General features: G+C 52.2%; 18 protein-coding genes and 1 tRNA gene. 9 read left to right on the forward strand and 10 right to left on the reverse strand.

Going from position 1 to position 21020, the window contains the following annotated elements:
• Positions 1-2: 2 nt before the first annotated feature.
• Together atpD and V8247_RS07460 are read left to right on the forward strand one after the other, a co-directional pair.
• Positions 3-1394, forward strand: a complete 1392-nt coding sequence (gene atpD, locus V8247_RS07455) for a F0F1 ATP synthase subunit beta (protein WP_338737225.1) — start codon at positions 3-5, stop codon at positions 1392-1394.
• A gap of 31 nt (positions 1395-1425) precedes the next feature.
• On the forward strand, positions 1426-1875 hold the full coding sequence (locus V8247_RS07460) for a F0F1 ATP synthase subunit epsilon (RefSeq protein WP_338737227.1): 450 nt from the start codon (positions 1426-1428) through the stop codon (positions 1873-1875).
• A gap of 151 nt (positions 1876-2026) precedes the next feature.
• On the opposite strand, the gene V8247_RS07465 is transcribed toward V8247_RS07460, so the two are convergent.
• Both V8247_RS07465 and rpsP read right to left on the reverse strand, forming a co-directional pair.
• A complete protein-coding gene (locus V8247_RS07465; RefSeq protein ID WP_338737228.1) occupies positions 2027-2254 on the reverse strand; it encodes a KH domain-containing protein in 228 nt (75 codons plus the stop codon).
• Positions 2255-2281: 27 nt separating this feature from the next.
• Positions 2282-2524 carry a 30S ribosomal protein S16 gene (gene rpsP / locus V8247_RS07470; RefSeq protein ID WP_338737230.1) on the reverse strand — a complete coding sequence of 81 codons (243 nt, stop codon included), beginning with the start codon at positions 2522-2524 and terminating at the stop codon, positions 2282-2284.
• A gap of 280 nt (positions 2525-2804) precedes the next feature.
• On the opposite strand from rpsP, the gene prfB reads away from it, so the two are divergent.
• The 3 genes from prfB to V8247_RS07485 all read left to right on the forward strand — a co-directional run bounded on the left by prfB (position 2805) and on the right by V8247_RS07485 (position 6696).
• Positions 2805-3849 (forward strand): peptide chain release factor 2 gene (gene prfB / locus V8247_RS07475; RefSeq protein WP_375340888.1). Its coding sequence is split into 2 segments (ribosomal slippage): positions 2805-2816 and positions 2818-3849, totalling 1044 coding nucleotides; the frame shifts between segments, so codons are not numbered across the junction.
• Positions 3842-5074 carry a peptidase MA family metallohydrolase gene (locus V8247_RS07480; protein ID WP_338737233.1) on the forward strand — a complete coding sequence of 411 codons (1233 nt, stop codon included), beginning with the start codon at positions 3842-3844 and terminating at the stop codon, positions 5072-5074. The genes prfB and V8247_RS07480 overlap by 8 nt, the downstream gene beginning before the upstream one ends.
• Positions 5071-6696: a peptide ABC transporter substrate-binding protein gene (locus tag V8247_RS07485; RefSeq protein ID WP_338737234.1), complete on the forward strand. Its 1626-nt coding sequence runs from the start codon at positions 5071-5073 to the stop codon at positions 6694-6696. Before V8247_RS07480 ends, V8247_RS07485 begins: the two co-directional genes overlap by 4 nt.
• A gap of 33 nt (positions 6697-6729) precedes the next feature.
• Here V8247_RS07485 and V8247_RS07490 read toward each other — a convergent pair.
• Both V8247_RS07490 and V8247_RS07495 read right to left on the reverse strand, forming a co-directional pair.
• Positions 6730-6819: transfer RNA gene (locus V8247_RS07490), tRNA-Ser, on the reverse strand.
• 54 nt (positions 6820-6873) lie between these two features.
• Positions 6874-9426, reverse strand: a complete 2553-nt coding sequence (locus tag V8247_RS07495; RefSeq protein ID WP_338737235.1) for a PAS domain S-box protein — start codon at positions 9424-9426, stop codon at positions 6874-6876.
• Positions 9427-9610: 184 nt separating this feature from the next.
• On the opposite strand from V8247_RS07495, the gene V8247_RS07500 reads away from it, so the two are divergent.
• Positions 9611-10951 (forward strand): glutamine synthetase family protein, encoded by a 1341-nt coding sequence (locus V8247_RS07500; RefSeq protein WP_338737236.1) that lies wholly within the window; start codon positions 9611-9613, stop codon positions 10949-10951.
• A gap of 420 nt (positions 10952-11371) precedes the next feature.
• Here V8247_RS07500 and V8247_RS07505 read toward each other — a convergent pair whose 3' ends face one another.
• Both V8247_RS07505 and V8247_RS07510 read right to left on the reverse strand, forming a co-directional pair.
• On the reverse strand, positions 11372-11911 hold the full coding sequence (locus V8247_RS07505) for a hydrolase (protein WP_338737237.1): 540 nt from the start codon (positions 11909-11911) through the stop codon (positions 11372-11374).
• Between the two features lie 11 nt (positions 11912-11922).
• A complete protein-coding gene (locus tag V8247_RS07510) occupies positions 11923-13119 on the reverse strand; it encodes an MBL fold metallo-hydrolase (protein ID WP_338737238.1) in 1197 nt (398 codons plus the stop codon).
• A gap of 318 nt (positions 13120-13437) precedes the next feature.
• On the opposite strand from V8247_RS07510, the gene V8247_RS07515 reads away from it, so the two are divergent.
• Both V8247_RS07515 and V8247_RS07520 read left to right on the forward strand, forming a co-directional pair.
• A complete protein-coding gene (locus tag V8247_RS07515) occupies positions 13438-13878 on the forward strand; it encodes a universal stress protein (RefSeq protein ID WP_338737239.1) in 441 nt (146 codons plus the stop codon).
• A 51-nt stretch (positions 13879-13929) separates the two neighbouring features.
• Complete coding sequence (locus V8247_RS07520; protein ID WP_338737240.1) at positions 13930-15333, forward strand: MFS transporter; 1404 nt, start codon at positions 13930-13932, stop codon at positions 15331-15333.
• A gap of 181 nt (positions 15334-15514) precedes the next feature.
• On the opposite strand, the gene V8247_RS07525 is transcribed toward V8247_RS07520, so the two are convergent.
• Both V8247_RS07525 and V8247_RS07530 read right to left on the reverse strand, forming a co-directional pair.
• The gene (locus tag V8247_RS07525) at positions 15515-16318 is read right to left on the reverse strand and encodes an ABC transporter permease subunit (RefSeq protein WP_338737241.1); all 804 of its coding nucleotides are present in this window, start codon (positions 16316-16318) and stop codon (positions 15515-15517) included.
• Positions 16311-17267 carry an ABC transporter ATP-binding protein gene (locus V8247_RS07530; protein WP_338737242.1) on the reverse strand — a complete coding sequence of 319 codons (957 nt, stop codon included), beginning with the start codon at positions 17265-17267 and terminating at the stop codon, positions 16311-16313. Before V8247_RS07530 ends, V8247_RS07525 begins: the two co-directional genes overlap by 8 nt.
• Before the next feature lie 216 nt (positions 17268-17483).
• On the opposite strand from V8247_RS07530, the gene V8247_RS07535 reads away from it, so the two are divergent.
• Complete coding sequence (locus V8247_RS07535) at positions 17484-18272, forward strand: DOMON domain-containing protein (RefSeq protein ID WP_338737243.1); 789 nt, start codon at positions 17484-17486, stop codon at positions 18270-18272.
• Between the two features lie 64 nt (positions 18273-18336).
• Here the strand turns inward: V8247_RS07535 and V8247_RS07540 are convergent, their stop codons facing one another.
• Complete coding sequence (locus V8247_RS07540; RefSeq protein WP_338737244.1) at positions 18337-19215, reverse strand: DMT family transporter; 879 nt, start codon at positions 19213-19215, stop codon at positions 18337-18339.
• Positions 19212-20960 (reverse strand): DNA repair protein RecN, encoded by a 1749-nt coding sequence (gene recN, locus V8247_RS07545; RefSeq protein ID WP_338737245.1) that lies wholly within the window; start codon positions 20958-20960, stop codon positions 19212-19214. The genes V8247_RS07540 and recN overlap by 4 nt, the downstream gene beginning before the upstream one ends.
• Positions 20961-21020: the final 60 nt, after the last annotated feature.

Below are 21020 nucleotides of genomic sequence, written 5' to 3' on the forward strand. Positions count from 1 at the left end.
TGATGTCCAAAGGCAAAGTAGTACAGGTTATCGGCTCGGTGGTGGATGTGGAATTTCCGCCGTCGGAACTGCCCGCACTTTTTAACGCGTTGGAAATTGACAACAAGGGTGAAAAGCTTGTCCTTGAAGTTCAAGCCCACGTCGGCAATAACTGGGTGCGTGCGTTGTCATTTATGCCCACCGACGGCTTGGCGCGGGGCGCGGTAGCCGTGGACACCGGGGCACCCATCAGCGTGCCGGTCGGCCAGGCCGCCCTGGGCCGTATCTTCAACGTGCTGGGTGAACCGCTGGATAATGAAGGCGAAGTCAAGGCCACTGAAAGATGGCCGATCCACCGCAACGCCCCTCCCTTTGAGGAGCAGGAAACCAGCGCTCAAATGCTGGAAACCGGCATCAAGGTTATTGACCTGATTACCCCATTCGCCAGAGGCGGCAAGGCTGGTCTTCTGGGCGGCGCCGGTGTCGGCAAGACGGTTATCATTCAAGAACTTATCCGCAATATCGCGACTGAGCACGGCGGCTATTCGGTCTTTGCCGGAGTCGGCGAACGCTCCCGCGAAGGTAATGACCTGTGGCATGAAATGAAGGACTCCGGCGTTATTGACAAGACGGCGCTGGTATTCGGTCAGATGAACGAACTGCCCGCAGTGCGTCTGCGCATCGCGCTGACCGGTCTGACCATGGCCGAGTACTTCCGCGACAAGGAACAGCGCGACGTGCTGCTCTTTATTGACAATATTTATCGTTATACCCTGGCCGGCGTGGAAGTGTCGGCGCTACTGGGGCGCATGCCCTCGGCGGTAGGTTACCAGCCGACTCTGGCTACTGAAATGGGCCAGCTGCAGGAACGGATTACCTCCACCAAGAACGGCTCCATCACTTCCTTTCAGGCCATTTATGTGCCGGCGGATGACTACACCGATCCCGGTGTGGTGGCGACCTTCGGTCACCTGGACGCCATTATCGCCCTGGAGCGTTCGCTGGCGGCTCAGGCGCTGTTCCCGGCGGTGGACCCGCTGGCTTCCAATTCCCGGATTCTGGACCCGGCGGTGGTCGGCGAAGAACATTACAAGGTTGCCCGCGATGTTCAGCGCGTACTGCAACGCTACAAGGACCTTCAGGACGTCATCGCCATCCTGGGTATGGAAGAGCTCTCAGAAGAGGACAAGGCCACCGTGGCCCGCGCCCGCAAGATTCAGCGCTTCCTGACTCAGCCGTTCTTTGTCGGTGAAATTTTCACCGGCCGGGCGGGTAAGTATGTCAGCGTGGCCGACACGGTGCGCGGCTTCAAGGAGATTCTTGAAGGCAAGCACGATTCTTTGCCGGAGCAGGCATTTTACATGGTTGGTTCCATTGAAGAGGCTGTTGAAGCTGCCGAGAAGATGGCCGCCTAGTTTTAATGATGTTACTTAACGGAGTGCGGTTGTGGCAACAATTAGATTAGAAATAGTGACCCCGGAGCGCCAGGTGTTTTCCGATGACGTGGATCTGGTAGTCGCACCCGGCAGTGAGGGAGAACTGGGTATTTTGCCGCATCACACCCCGCTGATGACGGCCCTCAAGACCGGTGAACTGCGGGCCAAAAAAGGTAGTGAAGAATATCTGCTGCTGGTTTCGGGCGGTTTTCTGGAAGTCAGACCTGACCGGGTGATCGTGCTGGCTGACGTTGCGGAACGGGCTGAAGATATTGACCTGGCCAGAGCTGAAGAAGCCCGCAAGCGGGCCGAGCAGCGTATGGCTGAGAAGTATGAACCCGGTGTTGATGCCGCGGAAACCGAGGCGGCCCTGCACCGCGCCATGGCCCGGTTGGCCATCGCCGAAAAATCCCGGCGCCGCGGTAAGCGGTCTCACGGCGGCCCGCCTCAGGTAGGGTAGAATTATTTAAAAACACTTAAGCCCTCCGGTTAACCGGAGGGCTTTTTTATTGGGGCGGACCATCCGGTCAGGGCGCTCTAACGGCAATGACCGAAAGGGCATAGTAACATACTATGCCCTTGATTGGTGCTGTAGGAAACAGAGGGTGGAATTACAGGATTTCAAGACGGGCTTTGATGCCGGCCTTGGCTGCCTTCACCCGGATCAGGGTGCGCATGGCCTGGGCGATTCGGCCCTGCTTGCCGATGATGCGGCCCTTGTCGCCGTCATCAACCTGCAGGCTGATCTTCAGCCCTTCTTCTTCCTGTTCTTCCGTTACGACCACCGCTTCAGGCTTGTCTGCCAGAGACTTGGCGATGTACTCAACTAGCTCCCTCATGGAGGCTCCTTTTCGGCGGGAGTCAGGTTACTCCAGAACCCCGGCCTTTTTTAGAAGTCTGGTGACAGTATCCGTCGGCTGGGCACCCTTGGTCATCCAGTCCTTGGCTTTGTCAGCTTCAATGCTGACGGTTTCCGGGTTGGTCATCGGGTCATAATGACCGATAATCTCCAGGAACGCGCCGTTGCGCGCTGACCGGGAGTCAGAAATGACGATCCGGTAACTTGGTTTCTTTGGGGCACCCATTCTTCGTAATTTGATTTTCAGCATTGTGTTGAGGATAACTCGCTTGTCTTTTTAGGGTATTATCCGATATGCCAGCTTTGGTGTCAACTATGTAATATTTGGCGGACTACGCGGCAGGTTTGGCAGGAAAGCAGGCAGCCGGTATAATCAGGGGGATTTATCCGGCGAGGCAGGAATCGGCGTCTCAGGCTGCTGATTATCTGGTGAAGGGGCTATCCCGGAGCCGGAATTAACGTTTAATGGAGTGATGCTGTTGGAAATACCGGAGAAATTCAGAGGGCTGTTAGAGCGGATTAACCACGATATGGTGTGTCTTTGACGTTGTCGAAAAAGAAAAAGAAGTAACCAGCCTGGAACACCTGATTACCGGAGACGGTTTTTGGGAGGATAGTGATAATTCCCAACGGGTAATGCGCCGGTTGAGCGGCTTGAAAAAGACGGTGGACCAGTGGCGCGGCCTGGAAAAACGGGTTGTGGAATTGGCGGAACTGGCGGGACTGGCTGGAGCCGATTCTGAAATGACTGAGGTGGTGGAGTCCGAAACCTCTGAACTTGAAACCGAGCTGGATAAGCTGGAATTTGAGCTGGCTTACAGCGGCGAATATGATGAACGCAATGCCATTTTGGCTATTCACGCCGGTGCCGGGGGTGTAGAGAGCCAGGACTGGGCGGAGATGCTGCTTAATATGTACCTGAAATGGGCGGAACGGCGGGATTATGAGGCGGAAATACTGGAAACTTCCGCCGGGGATGAAGCCGGCATCAAGAGTGTGACGGTGATGGTTCGCGGCCGTTACGCTTACGGCAGCCTGCGGAGTGAACACGGGGTGCACCGGTTGATCCGGTTGTCGCCTTTTGACTCCGATCACGCCCGGCATACCTCCTTCGCACTGGTGGAGATTATGCCCGAAGCTGAAGAGGATACCGATATTGAGATCAATCCGGATGACATAAAATTAGAAGCATTCCGCGCCAGCGGCGCCGGCGGCCAGAATGTTCAAAAAGTTTCCTCGGCGGTGCGGATTACCCATGTACCCAGCGGACTTGTGGTTACTGCCCAGACTGAACGCTCGCAGCATCAGAACCGGGAAATGGCCATGGGGTTACTCAAGGCGCGGTTGTTGAAACGCAAGATTGCCGAACAGGAAGCGGAGCGGGCGCGCATCAAGGGCGACCGGATTTCCAATGAATGGGGCAGCCAGATCCGCAGTTATGTGCTACATCCGTATAAGATGATTAAGGATCACCGCACCGGTGTTGAAACCGGAAATCCCCAGGTGGTGCTGGAAGAGGGGCAACTGGATATGTTTATTGAAGCCTATCTGAAAGGTCAGATTACCAGTGAGTAAGCGGTTTTTGGGCCTGATAGCGACCGGTATATTGCTGTTGGCGGCGATAGCGCCGGTACCCGCGGCGGCTGAAGAGCTGAATATCAGCAGTATGAATTACGCCGCTTCATTTCCGAATTCCCTCAGTTTCACCCTGAAGGCTACAGCACCGGTTGAAATTGTGGATGCCCGGTTGCATTATCAGGTGCAGCGGCAGGGCTTCGCCGAGGTGTTCAATGAAGTCATCGTGAAGGTGGCTCCGGCGACGGACGTCAGCCTGAGTTATTCACTTAATTTGCGCCGGGTAGGGGGCTTGCCGCCCGGAGTCGTCATAGATTATTGGTGGACGCTTTATGACGCCGGCGGGCGGGAATATGTCACTGAAGTGAATAAGCTGACTTTTAACGATGAGCGCTACCAATGGCGGGCGCTGTCTGAAGGGTTGGTAACATTATACTGGTATAACGGTTCAGATTCATTCGCCGGCCAACTGATGGCTACGGCCCAGCAAGCTCTGGATAAACTGGAGAACGATACCGGTGCCCGATTGAGCGAACCGGTTAATATTTACATTTACGATAGTGCCCAGTCACTTCAGGGTTCCATGGTGTTTCCTCAGGAATGGACCGGCGGGGTCGCCTTTACTAATTTCAATACCATAGCCATCGGTATAGAAACCTCCAGTTTGACCTGGGGAAAGCGGGCCATCGTCCACGAGTTGGCGCATGTGGTAACCAACCAGGTGACGGCTAACCCATACAACAGCATTCCGACGTGGTTGAACGAAGGCTTGTCTATGTATGCCGAAGGGCCGCTGGATGCCCTGTATGTCGTTTTTTATAACAGCGCCCGGGATCAGCAAAGCCTGATTTCAGTGCGCAGTCTGACCAGTCCGTTTTCGGCTGACCCCGCATTGGCGTATCTGTCCTATGCAGAAAGTTATCATGTGGTGAAATACCTGATTGATACCTACGGTCAGGACAAGATGAGCCGCTTTCTCGATCAGTTTGCTGAAGGCGCCAGCGCCGACGGTGCCTTGGAGGCAGTGTACGGTTTTGACTTGGAGGGGTTGGACGCCGAATGGCAGGAATACGCCTATAATGCCGTGCCGGACCGGTTTCAGTCCGCTGTGATATGGACACCATGGCTGGTGCTGCTTATAGTCCTCGTATCTGGAGCTTCGGTAATTATTGCCGTGTGGCTGTTTTATCCCCGGATGGTCAGGGTGGAAAGGGTGGATCAATGATCAGACGGTTGCTGACTCCCGTGCTGAGCGCGGTACTGGTTTTCTCAATAATTCTCACCGGTTGTACCCCTGGAGGCGGCGACACGCTACCCCCCCCCGGCAGTGGCGGCCGATTGAATCTGGCGGCAACTGAGCCTTATAACCTGGACCCGGCGCTGGTGGGGGATGCCGGCGGCCTGACGTTTGTCAGCCAGATTTTCACCGGGCTGGTGAAAGTGACCGCGACCGGTGTTGAGCCGGATATCGCCGCCGGCTGGGTGATTAGCAATGACGGTACCGTTTATACTTTTACCCTGCGGCAGGACGTCCTTTTTCAGGACGGCACCCCGGTGACGGCCGCTGACTTTAAGTATTCCTGGGAACGGGCGCTGACGCCGGCCACCGGCAGCACCACCGCCCGGACCTATCTGGGCGATATTCTCGGTGCTGAGGCAATGCTGGCCGGGGAATCGTCGTCATTGGCTGGAGTCAGGGTGATTGACGACTATACCTTGGAAATCACCATAGATACCGCCCGGTCCTATTTTCTGTCCAAACTGACGTATGCCACCGCTTTTGTGGTGGACGCGGCTAACGTTGCCGAAGGCGGGGAATGGTGGCGCAGCCCCAACGGCACCGGGCCGTTCAAGATGGACCAGTGGGCGACTGACGCCTACATCATGCTAAAAAAGAATGAAAGCTACTACGGCGGCGTGCCGTCGCTGGATTCGGTAGTATTTAAATTCTTGGCCGGGCGGGCCATGGACCTTTATGAACTGGGTGAAGTTGACGTGGCCGGGGTTGACCTGGCCTATATTGACCGGGCGCTGGATCCCGCAGGTGTATTTGCCGCGGATGCGCAGGTGATATCTCAGCTAAGTCTGTATTTTCTGGGTTTCAACAGCGCCGAAGCCCCTTTTGATGACCCGCTGATCCGTCAGGCTTTCTCCCTGGCGTTGAACCGGAATCAACTGATGGCACTGGTTTTCAACAACATGAACCAGGCGGCGGAAGGTATTGTACCGCCGGGTATTCCCGGGTATGACCCGGATAAAACGGGCATCGGCTTTGATCCGGAATTGGCTCGGGAGCTGATTGCCCGGTCATCATACGGCAGTGTAGCCAATTTACCCGAGATAACGCTGACTACTCTGGGTTATGGGGGTCTTATTGGCTCTGATCTGGAAGCGGTTATTCATCAGTGGCAGGTGAATCTGGGAGTAGAAGTTAAAGTCCGGCAACTGGAGCCGGAGGTCTTTCTGTATAACCTGAAACAGGAAAAAGATCAGATATTTTACCAGGGCTGGATCGCGGACTACCCGCATCCGCAGAATTTTCTGGAAATTCTGTTTCAGACCGGAGCCGACAACAACTGGGGTGGATACAGCAATCCCTTGGTTGACCAGTTGCTGGCGCAAGCCGCGATGTTGACCGATGAGGCGGCCAGCGAAGCGCTGTACCGGCAGGTGGAGGAGATACTGGTGGCGGATGCGGCAGTCTGGCCGTATTATTTTGGCCGCAGCTACCTGCTGGTCAAACCGTATGTGAAAGGCTATGAACTCAGTCCGCTGGGTGTGCCTGTGCTGCAAAACGTCAGCGTTGACCGGGCGGTGGAGGCTCCGACCGGGCTTACGGTGAGTTAATTCCGGGAAGCCTATCGGGAACGGTGGGGAAAATGGCGGAGGGTGTGGGATTCGAACCCACGGTTCCCTTGCAGGAACAACGGTTTTCAAGACCGTCACCTTAAACCGCTCGGACAACCCTCCATGGCAGGCCCGGAAACCAGCGGGCGTGAGCGTTATTTTATCACGAGCGGCTGTTTATTGCACGGCTGCGACGGTGGGATCCAGCGGTAACTCAATGATAAAAGCGGTATCCTGACCCTCGGCGCTTTTAACCCGGACCGTGCCGCCATGGCTGGTGACAATGCCATACACAATGGACAGCCCCAGTCCGGTACCCTGACCCTCCGGTTTGGTGGTGAAAAAGGGATCAAAAAGGTGTTTCTGTTGCTCCGGACTGATAGCCGGCCCTGTATTGGCCAGCGTCACCCGGATTTTGCTGCCGGCAACTTCTGTGGCCACCGTCAGACGGCCTCCGTTGCGGGATTCCCGCATGACATATTCGGCATTGATGATGATATTCAGAAAAACCTGTTGCATTTGCGCCGGGTCGGCCTTGATCTCCGGCAACTCCGGTGATAGATGTAAAACAACCTCAATATTATTAACTTTGTGCTCGTAAGCTCGAAGCAAAAAGGTCTCAGTGAGGACGTCGTTGAGCTGAGTCGGGCGTTTGAATGCCTCGTGGCGGCGGGCAAAGGTCAGCATATTGCGAACAACCTTAACGGTGCGCTGGGCTTCGGAGTAGATGGTGTTTACGTCCTCCCTGATGTCAGCCGGCAAGGTTTTCTCCTTGAGCAGTTCGGCAAAACCCAGGACACCGGTCAGGGGGTTGTTGATTTCGTGGGCGATTCCCGCGGCGAGTTCGCCGACTGAGGCCAGCCGGTCGGTGATGATCAATTTTTCCTGCATGGCTTTACGGTCGGTTATATCCCGGGCCAATCCCATCATAAAGGTTTGACCGTTGATATCAACTTTTTGCGCATGTATCTCCACCGGAACGTTGTGTCCGTCTTTGTGGTGGTGAACGGTCTCAAAGACCGCGCTGTTTTGCTCCAGCACCCGGGAAATGTTTTGTGGTAAGGCTGAAAGGTTTTCGGGCGCCACGATTTTATCCAGTGTCAGGTCCATGAATTCAGACTGAGTATAGCCCAGCGATTTGTGAGCCTGTTCGTTAAAATACTTGAATTTGCGAGAACCGGCCTCTACCACGAAGATACTGTCCAACGAAGCGTCCAGTAACCGGGCCCGGAGCGCCAGGTCCTGTTGCGCCCGATTACGATCAGTTACGTCCCAGACGGTGGAGATCATCAGGTTTTGCTCCGGCAGCGGGATATTGATGGCGCTGATGACATGTTCCGACCCATCCTGGTGGACAATCGGAATATTTTCCCAGACCATACGTTCCGGGTCTCCGGAGTTGATGTCGGACATGATTCTTTGCTGAATCTTGTGACGATACTCCGGATCAGGGTAGACGTGTTTGAAGAATTCAGTCACATCGGAAATTATTGCCGCCGGCCAGCCGTAGATAGCCTCAAATTGTCGGTTAATATATTCAAAAGGTTGATCCGGTGCGTTGACCGCCAGGCCGATCGGCAGATTGTCGGTAACTGTTTCAATAAACTGATTGCGGCGCGCCAGTTCCGCCAGATGGCGCGCCGCTTCAGCGCGTTTGCGGATTTTTTCAATACCGAGCGATAAATCCTGGGATACTTCCTCAATCAGATCGAATTCTTCCTGGTCAGCAAAGGCCTGGGCATTGGCAGAGCAAATACTGAAAGCGCCGATTACCTGATTATGCACGATTAGGGGCATAGATATGGCCGTGGCAAGCAAGCTGTCAGCATAACTGGCGCGAACGACCGGGTGGATGTCCTCTACTCGCTCGCTGCCAAATTCCTGCAGACAGCGTTCATAATCGGCCAGTTCACCGGCATGGACTGCCGGTTGCAGCAGCCCGTCGGTGTCAGCCAGCGCAATCCAGGCGACGTTATAATCCGGATGCTGGACGGTTCTCCGGCAGGCCTTGGCCAGCAAGGCGGTTTCTTCTTCCTCCTGGACGATGAGTTGATTGATATCCCTGATCAAGCTCAAAACCCTATTCAGGTAGACGATTTTTTCCGTGTGCTTGCGGCGTTCAGAAACATCCTCCAGCAGGGTAACAATGCCCCATGGTGAGCCTTCAGTACCTTTGAGCAGGGCCGAGCTATAGCGGGCCGGGAAAGAAGTGCCGTCAGGACGAATGATATCGTGTTCAATGACGCCGCTTTCACCTTCTCTGATGGTATGTCGTACCCCGGCGGTGAGCTCCGAATGTGATTCTGGCGTGAAAAAATCGTAAATACTCATACCGAAAAGTTCAGCCGGTTTATCCAGGCAGGACATACGGAATGCTGCGGGGTTGAATTCTACGATTTTGCCGTTAAGGTCTGTGACTACCACCCCCTGGGTGAGGGCATCAAACATCACCCTCAATTTTTCTTCAGCCTGTTTCAGGAGCTGATTGGAACGCCTTAACCGGCTCATGGAAGATCGTATTAAGAAAAACAGGAGGGCGGCAGTGATGACGACGAACCCTAGTCCTTTAAACGTTTGTAGGGATGCGATAGAACCAGGATCGCTGACTATCATAGCCACGAAACGGTCAGAAAATACGATCCAGATTACCGACACGACAAGATAAATGAGGGTGATGGTCAGCGGGGATAAACTCCTGAGCCTGGTTGATCCGGAATCAGTTTGCAACATTTTCGGTCTCCAACCTCTGAACAGCTATACTCATTATTAGCACACAAATCTCATTAGGACAACAGTTACAATGAATAACGGAAGATATTTTAGCGGGTGTTACAAAAACAGGCGGATTTTCTGTAACATACCTGAAACATTTATCGGGTAGAATGTTACCGAAAGAAATAACATGGAGGGAACTATGGCTAATACCCGTTCTGAGGCAATAGAATACGTTCTTAAACGAGCCCACGACGAAAAAGTGAGGTTCATCCGGTTATGGTTTACCGATATTCTGGGGCACCTGAAGAGTTTTTCCATTTCCATTTCGGAACTTGAAGGTGCTCTGCAGGAAGGTATGGGTTTTGATGGTTCATCAATTGAAGGCTATTGCCGGATTGATGAAAGCGACATGATGGCCTTGCCGGATCCTGATACCTTCATCACTCTGCCCTGGCGCAAAAAAGGTGAAGAGAATGTCGGTCGGATGTTTTGCGATATCAAGAAACCGGGTGGGGAACAGTTTGAAGGTGACCCCCGTTACGTTCTGAAGCGGATGCTTAAAAAGGCAGCCGAAAAGAACTATACATACTACGTCGGTCCGGAACTGGAGTACTTCTACTTTAAAGATGACAAGACGACCGAGTTTCAGGATCAGGGCGGCTATTTTGACCTGACACCCCGCGATGTGGCCAGTGACTGGCGTCGGGAAACGGTGCTGACGCTGGAAGACGTGGGTATCCCCGTAGAGTATTCTCACCACGAAGTGGCGCCTTCCCAGCACGAAATTGATATTCGCTATGCCGATGCACTGACCATGGCTGATAACGTCATGACCTATCGCCTGGTGGTCAAGGAAATTGCTTTGAAATACGGTATCTACGCTACATTCATGCCAAAACCGGTTTTTGGGGTGAACGGTTCCGGGATGCATTGCCACCAATCTTTGTTCAAGGGTGAACGGAATGCATTCTTTGACGCCAATGACCCTTACAACCTGTCCGATACCGCCCGCCAGTACATTGCCGGTATTCTTAAGCACGCCCCGGAGTTCACCGCGGTGACCAATCAGTGGGTCAACTCCTATAAGCGCCTGGTACCTGGTTATGAGGCGCCTATCTATCTTTCCTGGGCTCGTCGTAATCGTTCTGATTTGGTACGTGTGCCGGAATACCGCGTCGGTCGGGAGAATGCCACCCGGATTGAACTGCGTTCGCCGGATCCAGCCTGCAATCCTTACCTGGCTTTCGCAGTCATGCTGGCTGCCGGTTTAAAGGGTATTGAGGAAAAATATGAGGTGCCCGCGCCGGTGGAAGAGAACGTCTATGAGATGTCGGAAAAAGAACGCTCGCGCCGCGGAATTGCCACCTTGCCCAGTAGCCTGGAAGAAGCCGTGCATCTGATGGAGAAGAGTGAGTTGATACGCGAAACACTTGGGGAGCACGTCTTCAACGCCTATATTGAAAACAAGAAGATTGAATGGGCTAAGTTCCGCGCTTACGTCACTGATTGGGAAAGGAATCAGTACCTGTCAGTTTTGTAGGCCGTTACGGCCGATAAGGCAAGTTAAATCGGAGGCCCGCTAACAGGCTCCCGATTTAACTTGGGAAAGTTATCTTCACACCGGTCTTAAGCGCCTTTAGATGTGGCGGCGGACTTTCTGCGCGGAAATCCACAAATGGCCAAACACATTACAAAATAACTCTTCCCATCACAGGGGAAGTAATGGTAAGATAGTACTATGCTTGAAGGTAAATGTCCCAAATGCGGGTATCAATGCGCCGGATGGGGGTTAAGTTTCCCCCGGCATCAGGCTTGCGCGCATTGCGGGTCGGCTCTGGTGATTTCCGAAGACGGAAAAGTGATTGGAACCGGGTACTCACCGTTCACCGCCGAAAAGACACGGTGCGATAATACTGCCGCCGATACTAAAGAACGACGGGAATCCCGTTCCAGCTGACGCCTATTTTATCAAAGTGCTGACCGCTTTAAACTGCTCCGACCGGGCAGTTTTTAACATTTCAAAGAGAGCCATTTCCACACCAGTCAGTCGTATCCCCTCATTTTGCAGTCTGGTCAGCGCCAGCTTACGGTTGGCGGGTGATCGGGAGGCGACTCCGTCAGTGACAATCTGCACCTCGTATCCGGCTTTTTGAAGTTCCAAGGCGGTCTGATAAACGCAGATGTGGCTTTCAATGCCGCAGATGATGATTTGCCGGCGGCCGGTATTCCGCAGCGTTTCTAAAAATCCGTTTTCGGCACAGCAACTGAAGGTGAATTTCTCAATTGTTGCTGTCTCCGGCGTTAATGAGGCGATTTCCGGGATGGTGGGGCCCAGGCCGGCGGTATTCTGTTCGGTGATTATGGCCGGTACGCCCAGTAGCGCACAACCCTGAATCAGGTTCCCGATTTTTTTCAGCAGTTCCTCTTTATCCGGCATGACCCGGAACAGTTTCACTTGAACATCAATAATCAGCAATAGCGCATTGTCGGCTGTCAGCATTTTACCCTCTTTCAGGCAGGATTATTTTGCATTGCGGCGGCCAGCGAAATGCCCAACCGGCGACAGGCTTCCAGATCCGATGGATCAGGTTGCCATTTTGCTTTGACACCGGGGACGACGACCGGGATACCGCTGTCATTAAGGTGTTGTTCCAGTATGGACAGGCTCTCTCCACTCCAGCCGTAACTGCCGAAGGCGGCCCCGATCTTATTCTTGAATTTGAGACCTTTGAGGTCTGTCAGTATCGGCGACAGGGTGGGGAGGATGCCCTGGTTGAAGGTTGGAGAGCCCAGGACTACCCCTTTGGAACGGAAAACATCGGTAATAACGTCGTTCCGGTCAGAGGCGGCAGCATTAAACAGTTTGTAAGAAATACCAGCGGTGACCAGTCCTTCACCGACGGCTTCAGCCATTAACCGGGTGGCCTGCCACATGGTATCGTAGATAATTACGGCATCGTTATTTGGTTGTTGGGCGGCCCATTGCTGGTATTGAGCGACAATCTGGCTCGGGTTTTGCCGCCAGATCAATCCATGGCTGGGGGCTATCATATTAAGCGATAGGTTCAGTGCCAAAAACTCCTCAATTTTGCGGGAAACCATCGGGCTGAAGGGCGTTAAGATATTAGCATAATATTTTTCAGCCTCAGCAAAAAGCGCCGCGGTGTCCACTTCATCATTGAATCGTCCGGAAGATGCGAAATGTTGCCCGAAGGCGTCGCTGGAAAATAGAACATTATCTGGTGCGCTGTAAGTCAGCAGATTATCCGGCCAATGGAGCATGGGAGCCTCTATGAAGGTTAGAGTTTTTTCTCCCAGGTTCAATTGTTCTCCGGTCTTAACGGACCTGAAATGCCAGGGCTGACGATAGTAGCGGGGAATGCTTTCCAAGCCTCGGGGAGAAACGATAATTTCCGCTTCGGGACAATGTCGCATCACGGCAGGGAGTGAGCCTGAATGATCAACTTCAGCATGGGCGGCGATAACATAATCAATTTTACCAGGATCAATGATTTCGCTGATGTTGGACAATAGTTGATCTGCGAACGGAGTCCACACGGTATCAATCAGGGTGACTTTCTCGTCAATAATCAGATAGGCATTATAGGTTGAACCCTGGTGGGTTGATAACTCGTGTCCGTGAAATTGGCGTAAATCCCAGTCTGTCACGCCGACCCAAAAAATATTGTTGGAAATTTCAGTTTTCACAGATATTCCCCATATTCAAAAATCCTTGTTTATTCTATCGCGAACGGCGATTTGTAGCAAAAGGAGGTTTGAGAAAAGTATAATAAAGTAAAATAATATAACAATGTCCCAAACAAGGTGTAGTATACAAAAATATTTAAAAGAGCAATTTGCAATATGGTACTAGTTCCTGTATGATACCTGCATCAAATCTTCGGAGGAGGCGAAGTTACCCCTTGGGACCTAATATCGGGCAGGGTCTGATTGAGTAATTCCGCTCCAGTCTTGTCACAAGGAAATTGTCCGGAATGGGCAAAACTCAGAGAAAGGGAGGGAGGCATGTACAAAAAGATTTTGGTGCCCCTGGACGGGTCCAAAACTGCAGAGGTTGTTTTGGCACACGCCAAAGCACTGGCATATTCGGAAGGCGCGGAAATAGCTTTACTGAATGTGGCAGCCAATCCGGCTCAGGAGTTTGCTTTTGAGGACCCGGCTATCGCAGGTTATTCTGTTGCCGAACAGGAGCAAAAGGCGGCCACATACATGAGTAAGGTTTGTGATGAAATTAAAGCGGCAGGTTTTAAAGTCTCGTGTCATCTCCGTGAAGGTTCACCGGCTAACACCATTCTTAAAGTGTCCGAAGAACTGGGAGTGGATGCCATTGCTATGGCTACTCACGGCCGAAACTGGCCGGCTACCTGGCTTATCGGCAGCGTAGCCGAAAGGGTTGTACGTCATTCCAAGGTGCCGGTTTTGATGATACGCGCCAACGAAAGTTAAATCACGTACTGATTATTCTGTTTTGAAGGAAAATTAAAAGAGGGAGGGATCATGGCGAATATAGTTCAATCCGCCAAAAACGGAGCGCAAAGCCTGAAAAAGGTTATTTTTGCGTCATCCGCCGGTACCATGATTGAATGGTACGATTTTTATATCTTCGGCTCCCTGGGCACCATTGTTGCGCCCAAGTTCTACGCGTCCGATACTGAACTCGGCAGTATTATTGCCTGGCTGGCGACATTTGCGGTCGGCTTCATTGTGCGTCCGTTCGGTGCAATATTCTTCGGACGTATCGGTGACGTTGTTGGCCGAAAATTCACCTTTATGCTCACCATGGCAATCATGGGGCTGGCCACTTTTACCGTTGGTATCCTGCCTACCAAAGAAGTGCTGGGTGACTTTGCCGGCATTATCCTGATTACCCTGCGTATCCTGCAAGGTCTGGCGCTCGGTGGTGAATACGGGGGTGCCGCGACTTATATCGCGGAGCATACCCCTCACGGCCGCCGCGGCTTCTTTACCAGTTTTATTCAGACCACCGCAACGCTCGGTATGCTGATGTCCCTGGGTGTTATTTTGGCCACCCGTTTAATTGTTGGCGACGACGCCATGAATGAATACGGCTGGCGTATACCGTTTATCATCTCCATATTCCTGGTGGGTATTTCTCTGTGGATACGTTTATCCTTGCGTGAATCACCCATGTTCCAGAAACTTAAAGATACCAAAACTGTATCCAAGAATCCCCTGAAGGAAAGTTTTGCCAATCCATATAACCTGAAATGGGTGGCGCTGGCGTTGTTTGGCGCGACCATGGGTCAGGGTGTGGTTTGGTATACCGGTCAGTTCTATGCGTTATACTACCTGCAGAACATCTTTAAAGTGACCCTTCTTGACTCCAACATGATTATGGCCGGGGCTATCATTGTGGCTACCCCGCTTTTCGTCTTTTGGGGCTGGCTGTCAGACCGGATAGGGCGCAAAAAGATAATGATGGCCGGTATGCTGCTGGCGGTACTGACCTACTATCCGATCTATGGTGCCATGGCGGCTTTTGCTCCGGTGGATACCGGTCAACCATTCCTGTTTGACTATGTCAGTTATCAACCGGTAATTCTGAGCTTCTTGATTTTTCTCCAGATCTTGTATGTCACCATGGTGTACGGTCCCATTGCCGCCTTCCTGGTGGAGCTGTTCCCGACCAAGATCCGCTATACATCAATGTCTTTACCGTATCATATCGGTAACGGCGTCTTCGGCGGATTGGTACCCATCATCGGTTTGCAGATGATCCAGGCGACCGGCAATAATTACGCCGGTTTGTGGTGGCCGATGCTTATCGCAGGTGTCTGCTTTGTGGTTGGTTCAACGCTGTTAAAGGAAACCAACCGCGTTGATATTGACGACGATACAGCCTCCTTCGGTGCCCAGGACAAAGCTAAAGCCGAAGCCTAGTTCTGTAAATTCAACAAAAAAGCTATCGCCGGGTTTTTCCCGGCGATAGCTTTTTATTATTTTAAGGGGTTAGTTTTTGATTAGGCCGGTGTAAGACACTCAGTGTTGGTTGTATTCCTTGATAGGGTGAAGTGTTCCAACCGGCTTCAGTGCCCTTGGGTGTTACTGTTACGACGGTTAATTATAATTCCTCCCGGTTAATGCGGTGCAGGGCCATATAGATAAAAAATGCCGACAGCGCCAGAGTAATGAATACAGTCAACGGCCAATATTCTCCGCCCTCGGAGGTGACGAATCCGGTACCGATTGACAGTAGGCTGCCGGGCAGGACATAAGGCAACCATTCGGCAATATTCTCCAGCGCACTCAGCAGGAATATCTGAATCAGGATCAGGGCCAGGGGAATGCCCATTACCGGCACCCGGCTGTTAAACATGGTGCCGAGCATAAGCGACAGGGAGATATAAAAAATCACCGCCAATACGATGGTGAAAAAGGCTCCGAGAAAGGCGCTGACGGGGATAAACATTTGCTGGGCTAGTGATAATTGTGCATAGGCAATGACACCTTGAAGTACCACCGCCGTCACCAAAATGCTGGAGCTTAGGGCGATGAATTTGGCAATAACAAAACCGGAACGCGATACTGGTTTGGACAGAATCCAGGCCGCGGTGCCGGTAATCTTTTCTCCAATGAGGGCGCCAGCGGTAATTACCGCAGCACCCATCGGCACCAGGACCCCGGAAAGCAGGACATATGTGATGAAGCTGGTGGTCACCAAGCCGCTGTTGGATTCAAGCTCAATGACCAGTGCCAGAATCATATTGATTAGCACCATCCAGACCAGACTGTGGATCAGGAAGGTCTTGATGTTCCAAACCCGTTCCATTTCACGTTTGAAGACATTGGCGAACCCCATTCGCCAACCTTTGGCAGTGACCGGCTCCAGTTCGGCGGCATTATGAAAAACGGTAACTTCAGCCACTCTTTTCTCCTTCAACCAAGTTCATGAAAACTTCCTCCAGATGGTGTTTGCGGCGACCGAAATCAACAACAAAAACACCATTCGCGGTCAGGGCTAACTTGAGCAGGTGGCCTTCGGCGATTTCAATGTCTTTAACAGAAATATCCCAGTGGTACTGACCGTTCTCAACATTGTGCAGCACCCGGCCGATCCAGGCCTGGGCACTGAAAATATCATGGAGAACGTCAGAGTCACCACGAGTTACCAGAGAATAAGAAGAATCCTTATCGGCCAGCAAACGGTCAATGTTAGACTGCGTTACCAGCTTGCCCTTGTTAATGATTATGACTTCGTCGCTGACCCGCTGGACATCACTTAAAATATGAGTGGAGTAAAGGATGGTGGTTTTCTTCCGGAGCTGCATAAGTAGTTCCAACACGTCACGTCGTCCCATGGGATCCAGGGAAGCCGCCGGTTCATCAAGGATAAGCAGGTCCGGAGCGTGGATATAAGCTTGGGCGATACCCAGCCGCTGGCGTTCACCGACTGAAAAACCTTTGATGGGTCGGTCAGCAACCTCCGTTAAACTGACAATATCCAAGGTTTCGTTGATCCGTTCTTCAATCATGTCTCTGGGGCCTTCATAAAAAAAACGGCAGACATAACGCAGTGTCTGCCGGGCGGACATGTAATCATAAAACCGGGGGTCTTGAGCCAGATAGCCGACCCGCTTGCGGATATCCAGACTATCTGGGCCGATATCCATACCGAAAACTGAGGCCGAACCGCTGGTGGGGTGCTGGAGACCCAGCAACAATTTGATCGTGGTAGTTTTACCAGCGCCGTTAGGCCCCAGAAAGCCGATGATGGCATTCTCCCGGACTGTGATGTTCAGGGAGTCAACCGCGGTAACGGTTTCGTCAAACACCTTGGTAAGGTCAGTTGTGCGGACCACGACGGCATCAGACATATTGTGGGTACTCCCTGCTATGTTGTTAAATTATTATTATCAGGAAAACCGGCATAACTCTAGGATGAAACCCGTTATTTGTCAAGCATGAGTTAATTCCTGATCAGGAGTAATATATGAAATATTTCAATTTAAGTGCCGAATCATATAATATATAGGCGTTCTTCAGGTGTTGGATAATTACTCCCATTACAGGGATCATAACAGGAGGCACTAATGGGTGGTGAAGTCTTGGTTCTCGGTATTATCGCGATGGGTACATGGCTGATTCCGTTCTTCGGATTGCCGGTTCCTATCATCGGTCTGGTCTGGGGTATTATGATTCTGCGCCGACGACCAGCCAAAAAAGGTATGACCATCAGCGGAGTGATTCTCAGCTCCATCGGCCTGTTTCTAGCTGTCAGCTATACCATCATTACCGTTATCGGCGGGCAACCTGATATTATCAATCTCAATCCCGGCGGTGACTCAAATCTACCACCTCCAGGCCCGGTAGATTGGGAAGCTGACGGCGATATTTCCGCGGGTGAATATGAAAACTACCTGAGTCTGGGATCAGGATTGCAGATATACTGGAAAAATGACGGCCAATTCATTTATGCCGGAGTCCAGGCCACCACCGAAGGCTGGGTCAGTGTCGGCTTTATTGACGCTCTGCGGAGCGGGCCCAAAGATCTAATTATCGGATATACCGACGATACCGGTGTCGGACATATTTATGATCGCTGGGCGGCGACACAACCCGGCGGTAGTTTTCAGGATGATGAACAGCTTGGCGGCCAGAAGAGTCTTTTAGAATGGGCGGTAGCTTACGTTCCGCCGGTGGAAGAAGAAGAAGAAGTGGCTTTCACGGTTATGGAATTCCGACGCCGGTTGAATACCGGTGATGCATATGATCTGCAATTACTCACCGGTCCTAATTTGTTTACCTGGGCTTACGGTTATTCTGATGACATAAACACAGGTGCGGCGGAAAGCGGTTACGGGGTTCTGGAGATAAAATAACCCCGCCCGGACAGGCGAAGTTTAAACGGGCGTCTTTTCAAGGGCGCCCGTTTCTGTTTGCTGTTTAGCGCACGCTTCTGGCGGTGATGATAACACCGGTTAGCGCTAACAGGCCGCCCAAGGCGGCTATCGCCGAAGGAATTTCCCCCAGCCAGACGAAGGCTATCAGGGTGGCCACAATCGGGTTAAGGTACATGAAACTGGTGGCCACCGAAGCGGTGGTGCGGGTAAAGACATAATTCCAGGTCAGGTACGCCAGCGCCGCGGGGAAAATACCGAGATAAATGACTGCAGTGGTTGGCCCGGCAGCAGCGGACGGCAGATCCCGCACCAGGTCCGGGAGAAAAACCAACATTAAGGCAGTCCCAGCCCAGAATGAATAACAGGTTACTTCAAGCGGCTTGTAATATTTCAACAGGCGTTTCTGAATTACAAAAAATATTGAAGTACTCAAGGCTGCAAGCAGGATAAGCAGAGCCCCGGTTTCAAATTCAAGGTGGCCACCTTCACCAAAGGCAATCAACACGATACCACTAAAGCTGACGGCAATACCTATCCATTGCCTGACGGTTAGTTTTTCATGCAGCGTTATTGCCGCCAGTAGGCCGGTGAAAATAGGTACCGCACCGATGATAAAGCTGGCCGAGCCGGCGGTTACGGTTAATTGGCCGTTTGCCAGTAGGGTATGGTAAGCAGTGATGCCGATAGCTCCACCGAAAATTATCCATCCCAGGTCAGACTTCCGCGGCCATCGGATTCCACGGGTAAACCAAGCATAGGTGCCCAGGACGGCGGAAGCCGTTAGAAAGCGCAACAGGATCATGGCTCCCGGACTGTAACTTTCCAGACCGGCACGGTTGCCGGCAAACGACGATGCCCAGAAAATCAAGGTGACGCTGATAGCGAGTAAGGCTTTTTTGTCCACGCCAGGGAATAAGTTCAAATTGAGGAGCCCTTCTGCTCGGCGATGAATTGGGCAGCCCGTTCAAGAAGTTCCAACGCCCCCGCTTGTGAAGACGCCGAAACCGAATCACCTGAGAGCATCAGAGCCAATTCCCGTATGCGGGTTACAGTATTCAGTTCATCCAGTCGGCTGGAAGTGTGGCCGTTGGAAACGGTCTTATTGACGCAATAATGGTGTGCAGCGTATGCGGCTATCTGCGGCAGATGGGTAACGCAGATTACCTGATGCGTCAGAGCCAGCGTGGCCAGCTTGCGCCCGATAATGTCGCCTGATCTGCCGCCGACGCCGATATCAATTTCATCAAAGATGAGGACCGGAATCCGGTCTGCCTTTGCCAGGGCAGTTTTTACTGCCAGGGTGAATCTGGATAGTTCACCGGTGGATGCAATACGTTCCAGTGCTTTTGCAGGCTCTCCCGGGTTTGTGGCCGCCAGGAATTCCACCTTGTCCGCTCCGTTATTGGAGTATGCCACCTGACGGCCATCCGGCAAGGGTAATCCGTCCGGTGCCTCAACATATCCGAGGTTGATTTCAAATTTGACCATTTCCATTGCCAGATCAACCAATTCCTGGTTTATGGCTTTGGTTAGCTCGGCAGCACCCAGCTTGCGTTGGGTGGATAGCTGCAGTGCTTTTTCGGCTAGTAGTTGTTGCACCTGGTCGGCATTCCGACGTAACGACTCTATCCTTTCTCCGGAACTGTCCAGGTCACTAAGTTCATTGCTGGTTTTTCGGGCAAATTCCAGAATATCCGATATGCTGCCGCCGTATTTTCGCTTGAGTTCACGAATGAGATGCAAACGGCTTTCCACTATTTCAAGGCGTGCGGGGTCAAAATCCAATCCAGAGGCATAGGAGTTCAAGTCTCTGGCAGTTTCAGTAACGGTATATAGAGCTTCACGCAGGGATTGAGCTTGAGCCGATATGGAATGATCAATCCCACTGAGTTTTTCCAAGCCGGACAGCGCCTGGGACAGGCGGGAAACGGCAGAAGTTTCCCCCTGCGAGTCTTCGTCATCCAGCGCCTGTAATGTCTCAAAAACCAGCGCCTTTAATTTTTCGGCTGATGTGAGAACGATGGCTTCCTGTTCCAATTCTTTGTCTTCACCAGGGCAAAGCGTTGCCCTGTCAATTTCCTGAACTTGAAATTTCAAATAATCCGTCTGGCGGGAGCGTTCGGCCGCAGTGTGGGCAAAATCTGCAATAGATTTTTGTATTTGATTCATCTTCAGACTGAGCTGGCTGAATTCCTGCCTTGCGCCGGTAGTTCCGGCATAGGCATCCAGAAAATCCAAGTGGCTGGTGCGATCCAGCAAAGACAGGTGCTGGCTTTGACCGTGAATATCTATCAGTTGTCGGCCCAGTTCAACTATCAGAGTGCGGGGGACACTATCGCCGTTAAGCCGGATGACGGCACGGCCGCTTCGCTTCAAATTGAGGGTGATGATCAGGGGGTCGTTCCGGCAATCAATGCCTTTATGAATCAGATATTCAATGAGATCGGTGCGGGCAGACAGGTCAAAGATGCCTTCCAGACGAATTTCATCGGCACCATGACGTACCGAGGTTTCATCCAGCCGACCGGATAACAAAGCACTGACCGCGTCAATGACCAGCGATTTACCGGCGCCTGTTTCTCCCGTCAGTACATTAAAGCCGGCTCCGGGCAGCCAGTCAAAATCTTCAATTATGCCAAAATTCTGGACGCGCAGGTGTAAAAGCAAAGTGTGTGTCTACCGCAAATTTTGGTTTCAATTGTGGCATAAAAGCCGGAGCGGTACAAA

Source organism: Dehalogenimonas sp. W (assembly GCF_037094495.1).
GTDB classification, from domain to species: Bacteria; Chloroflexota; Dehalococcoidia; order Dehalococcoidales; family Dehalococcoidaceae; genus Dehalogenimonas; species Dehalogenimonas loeffleri.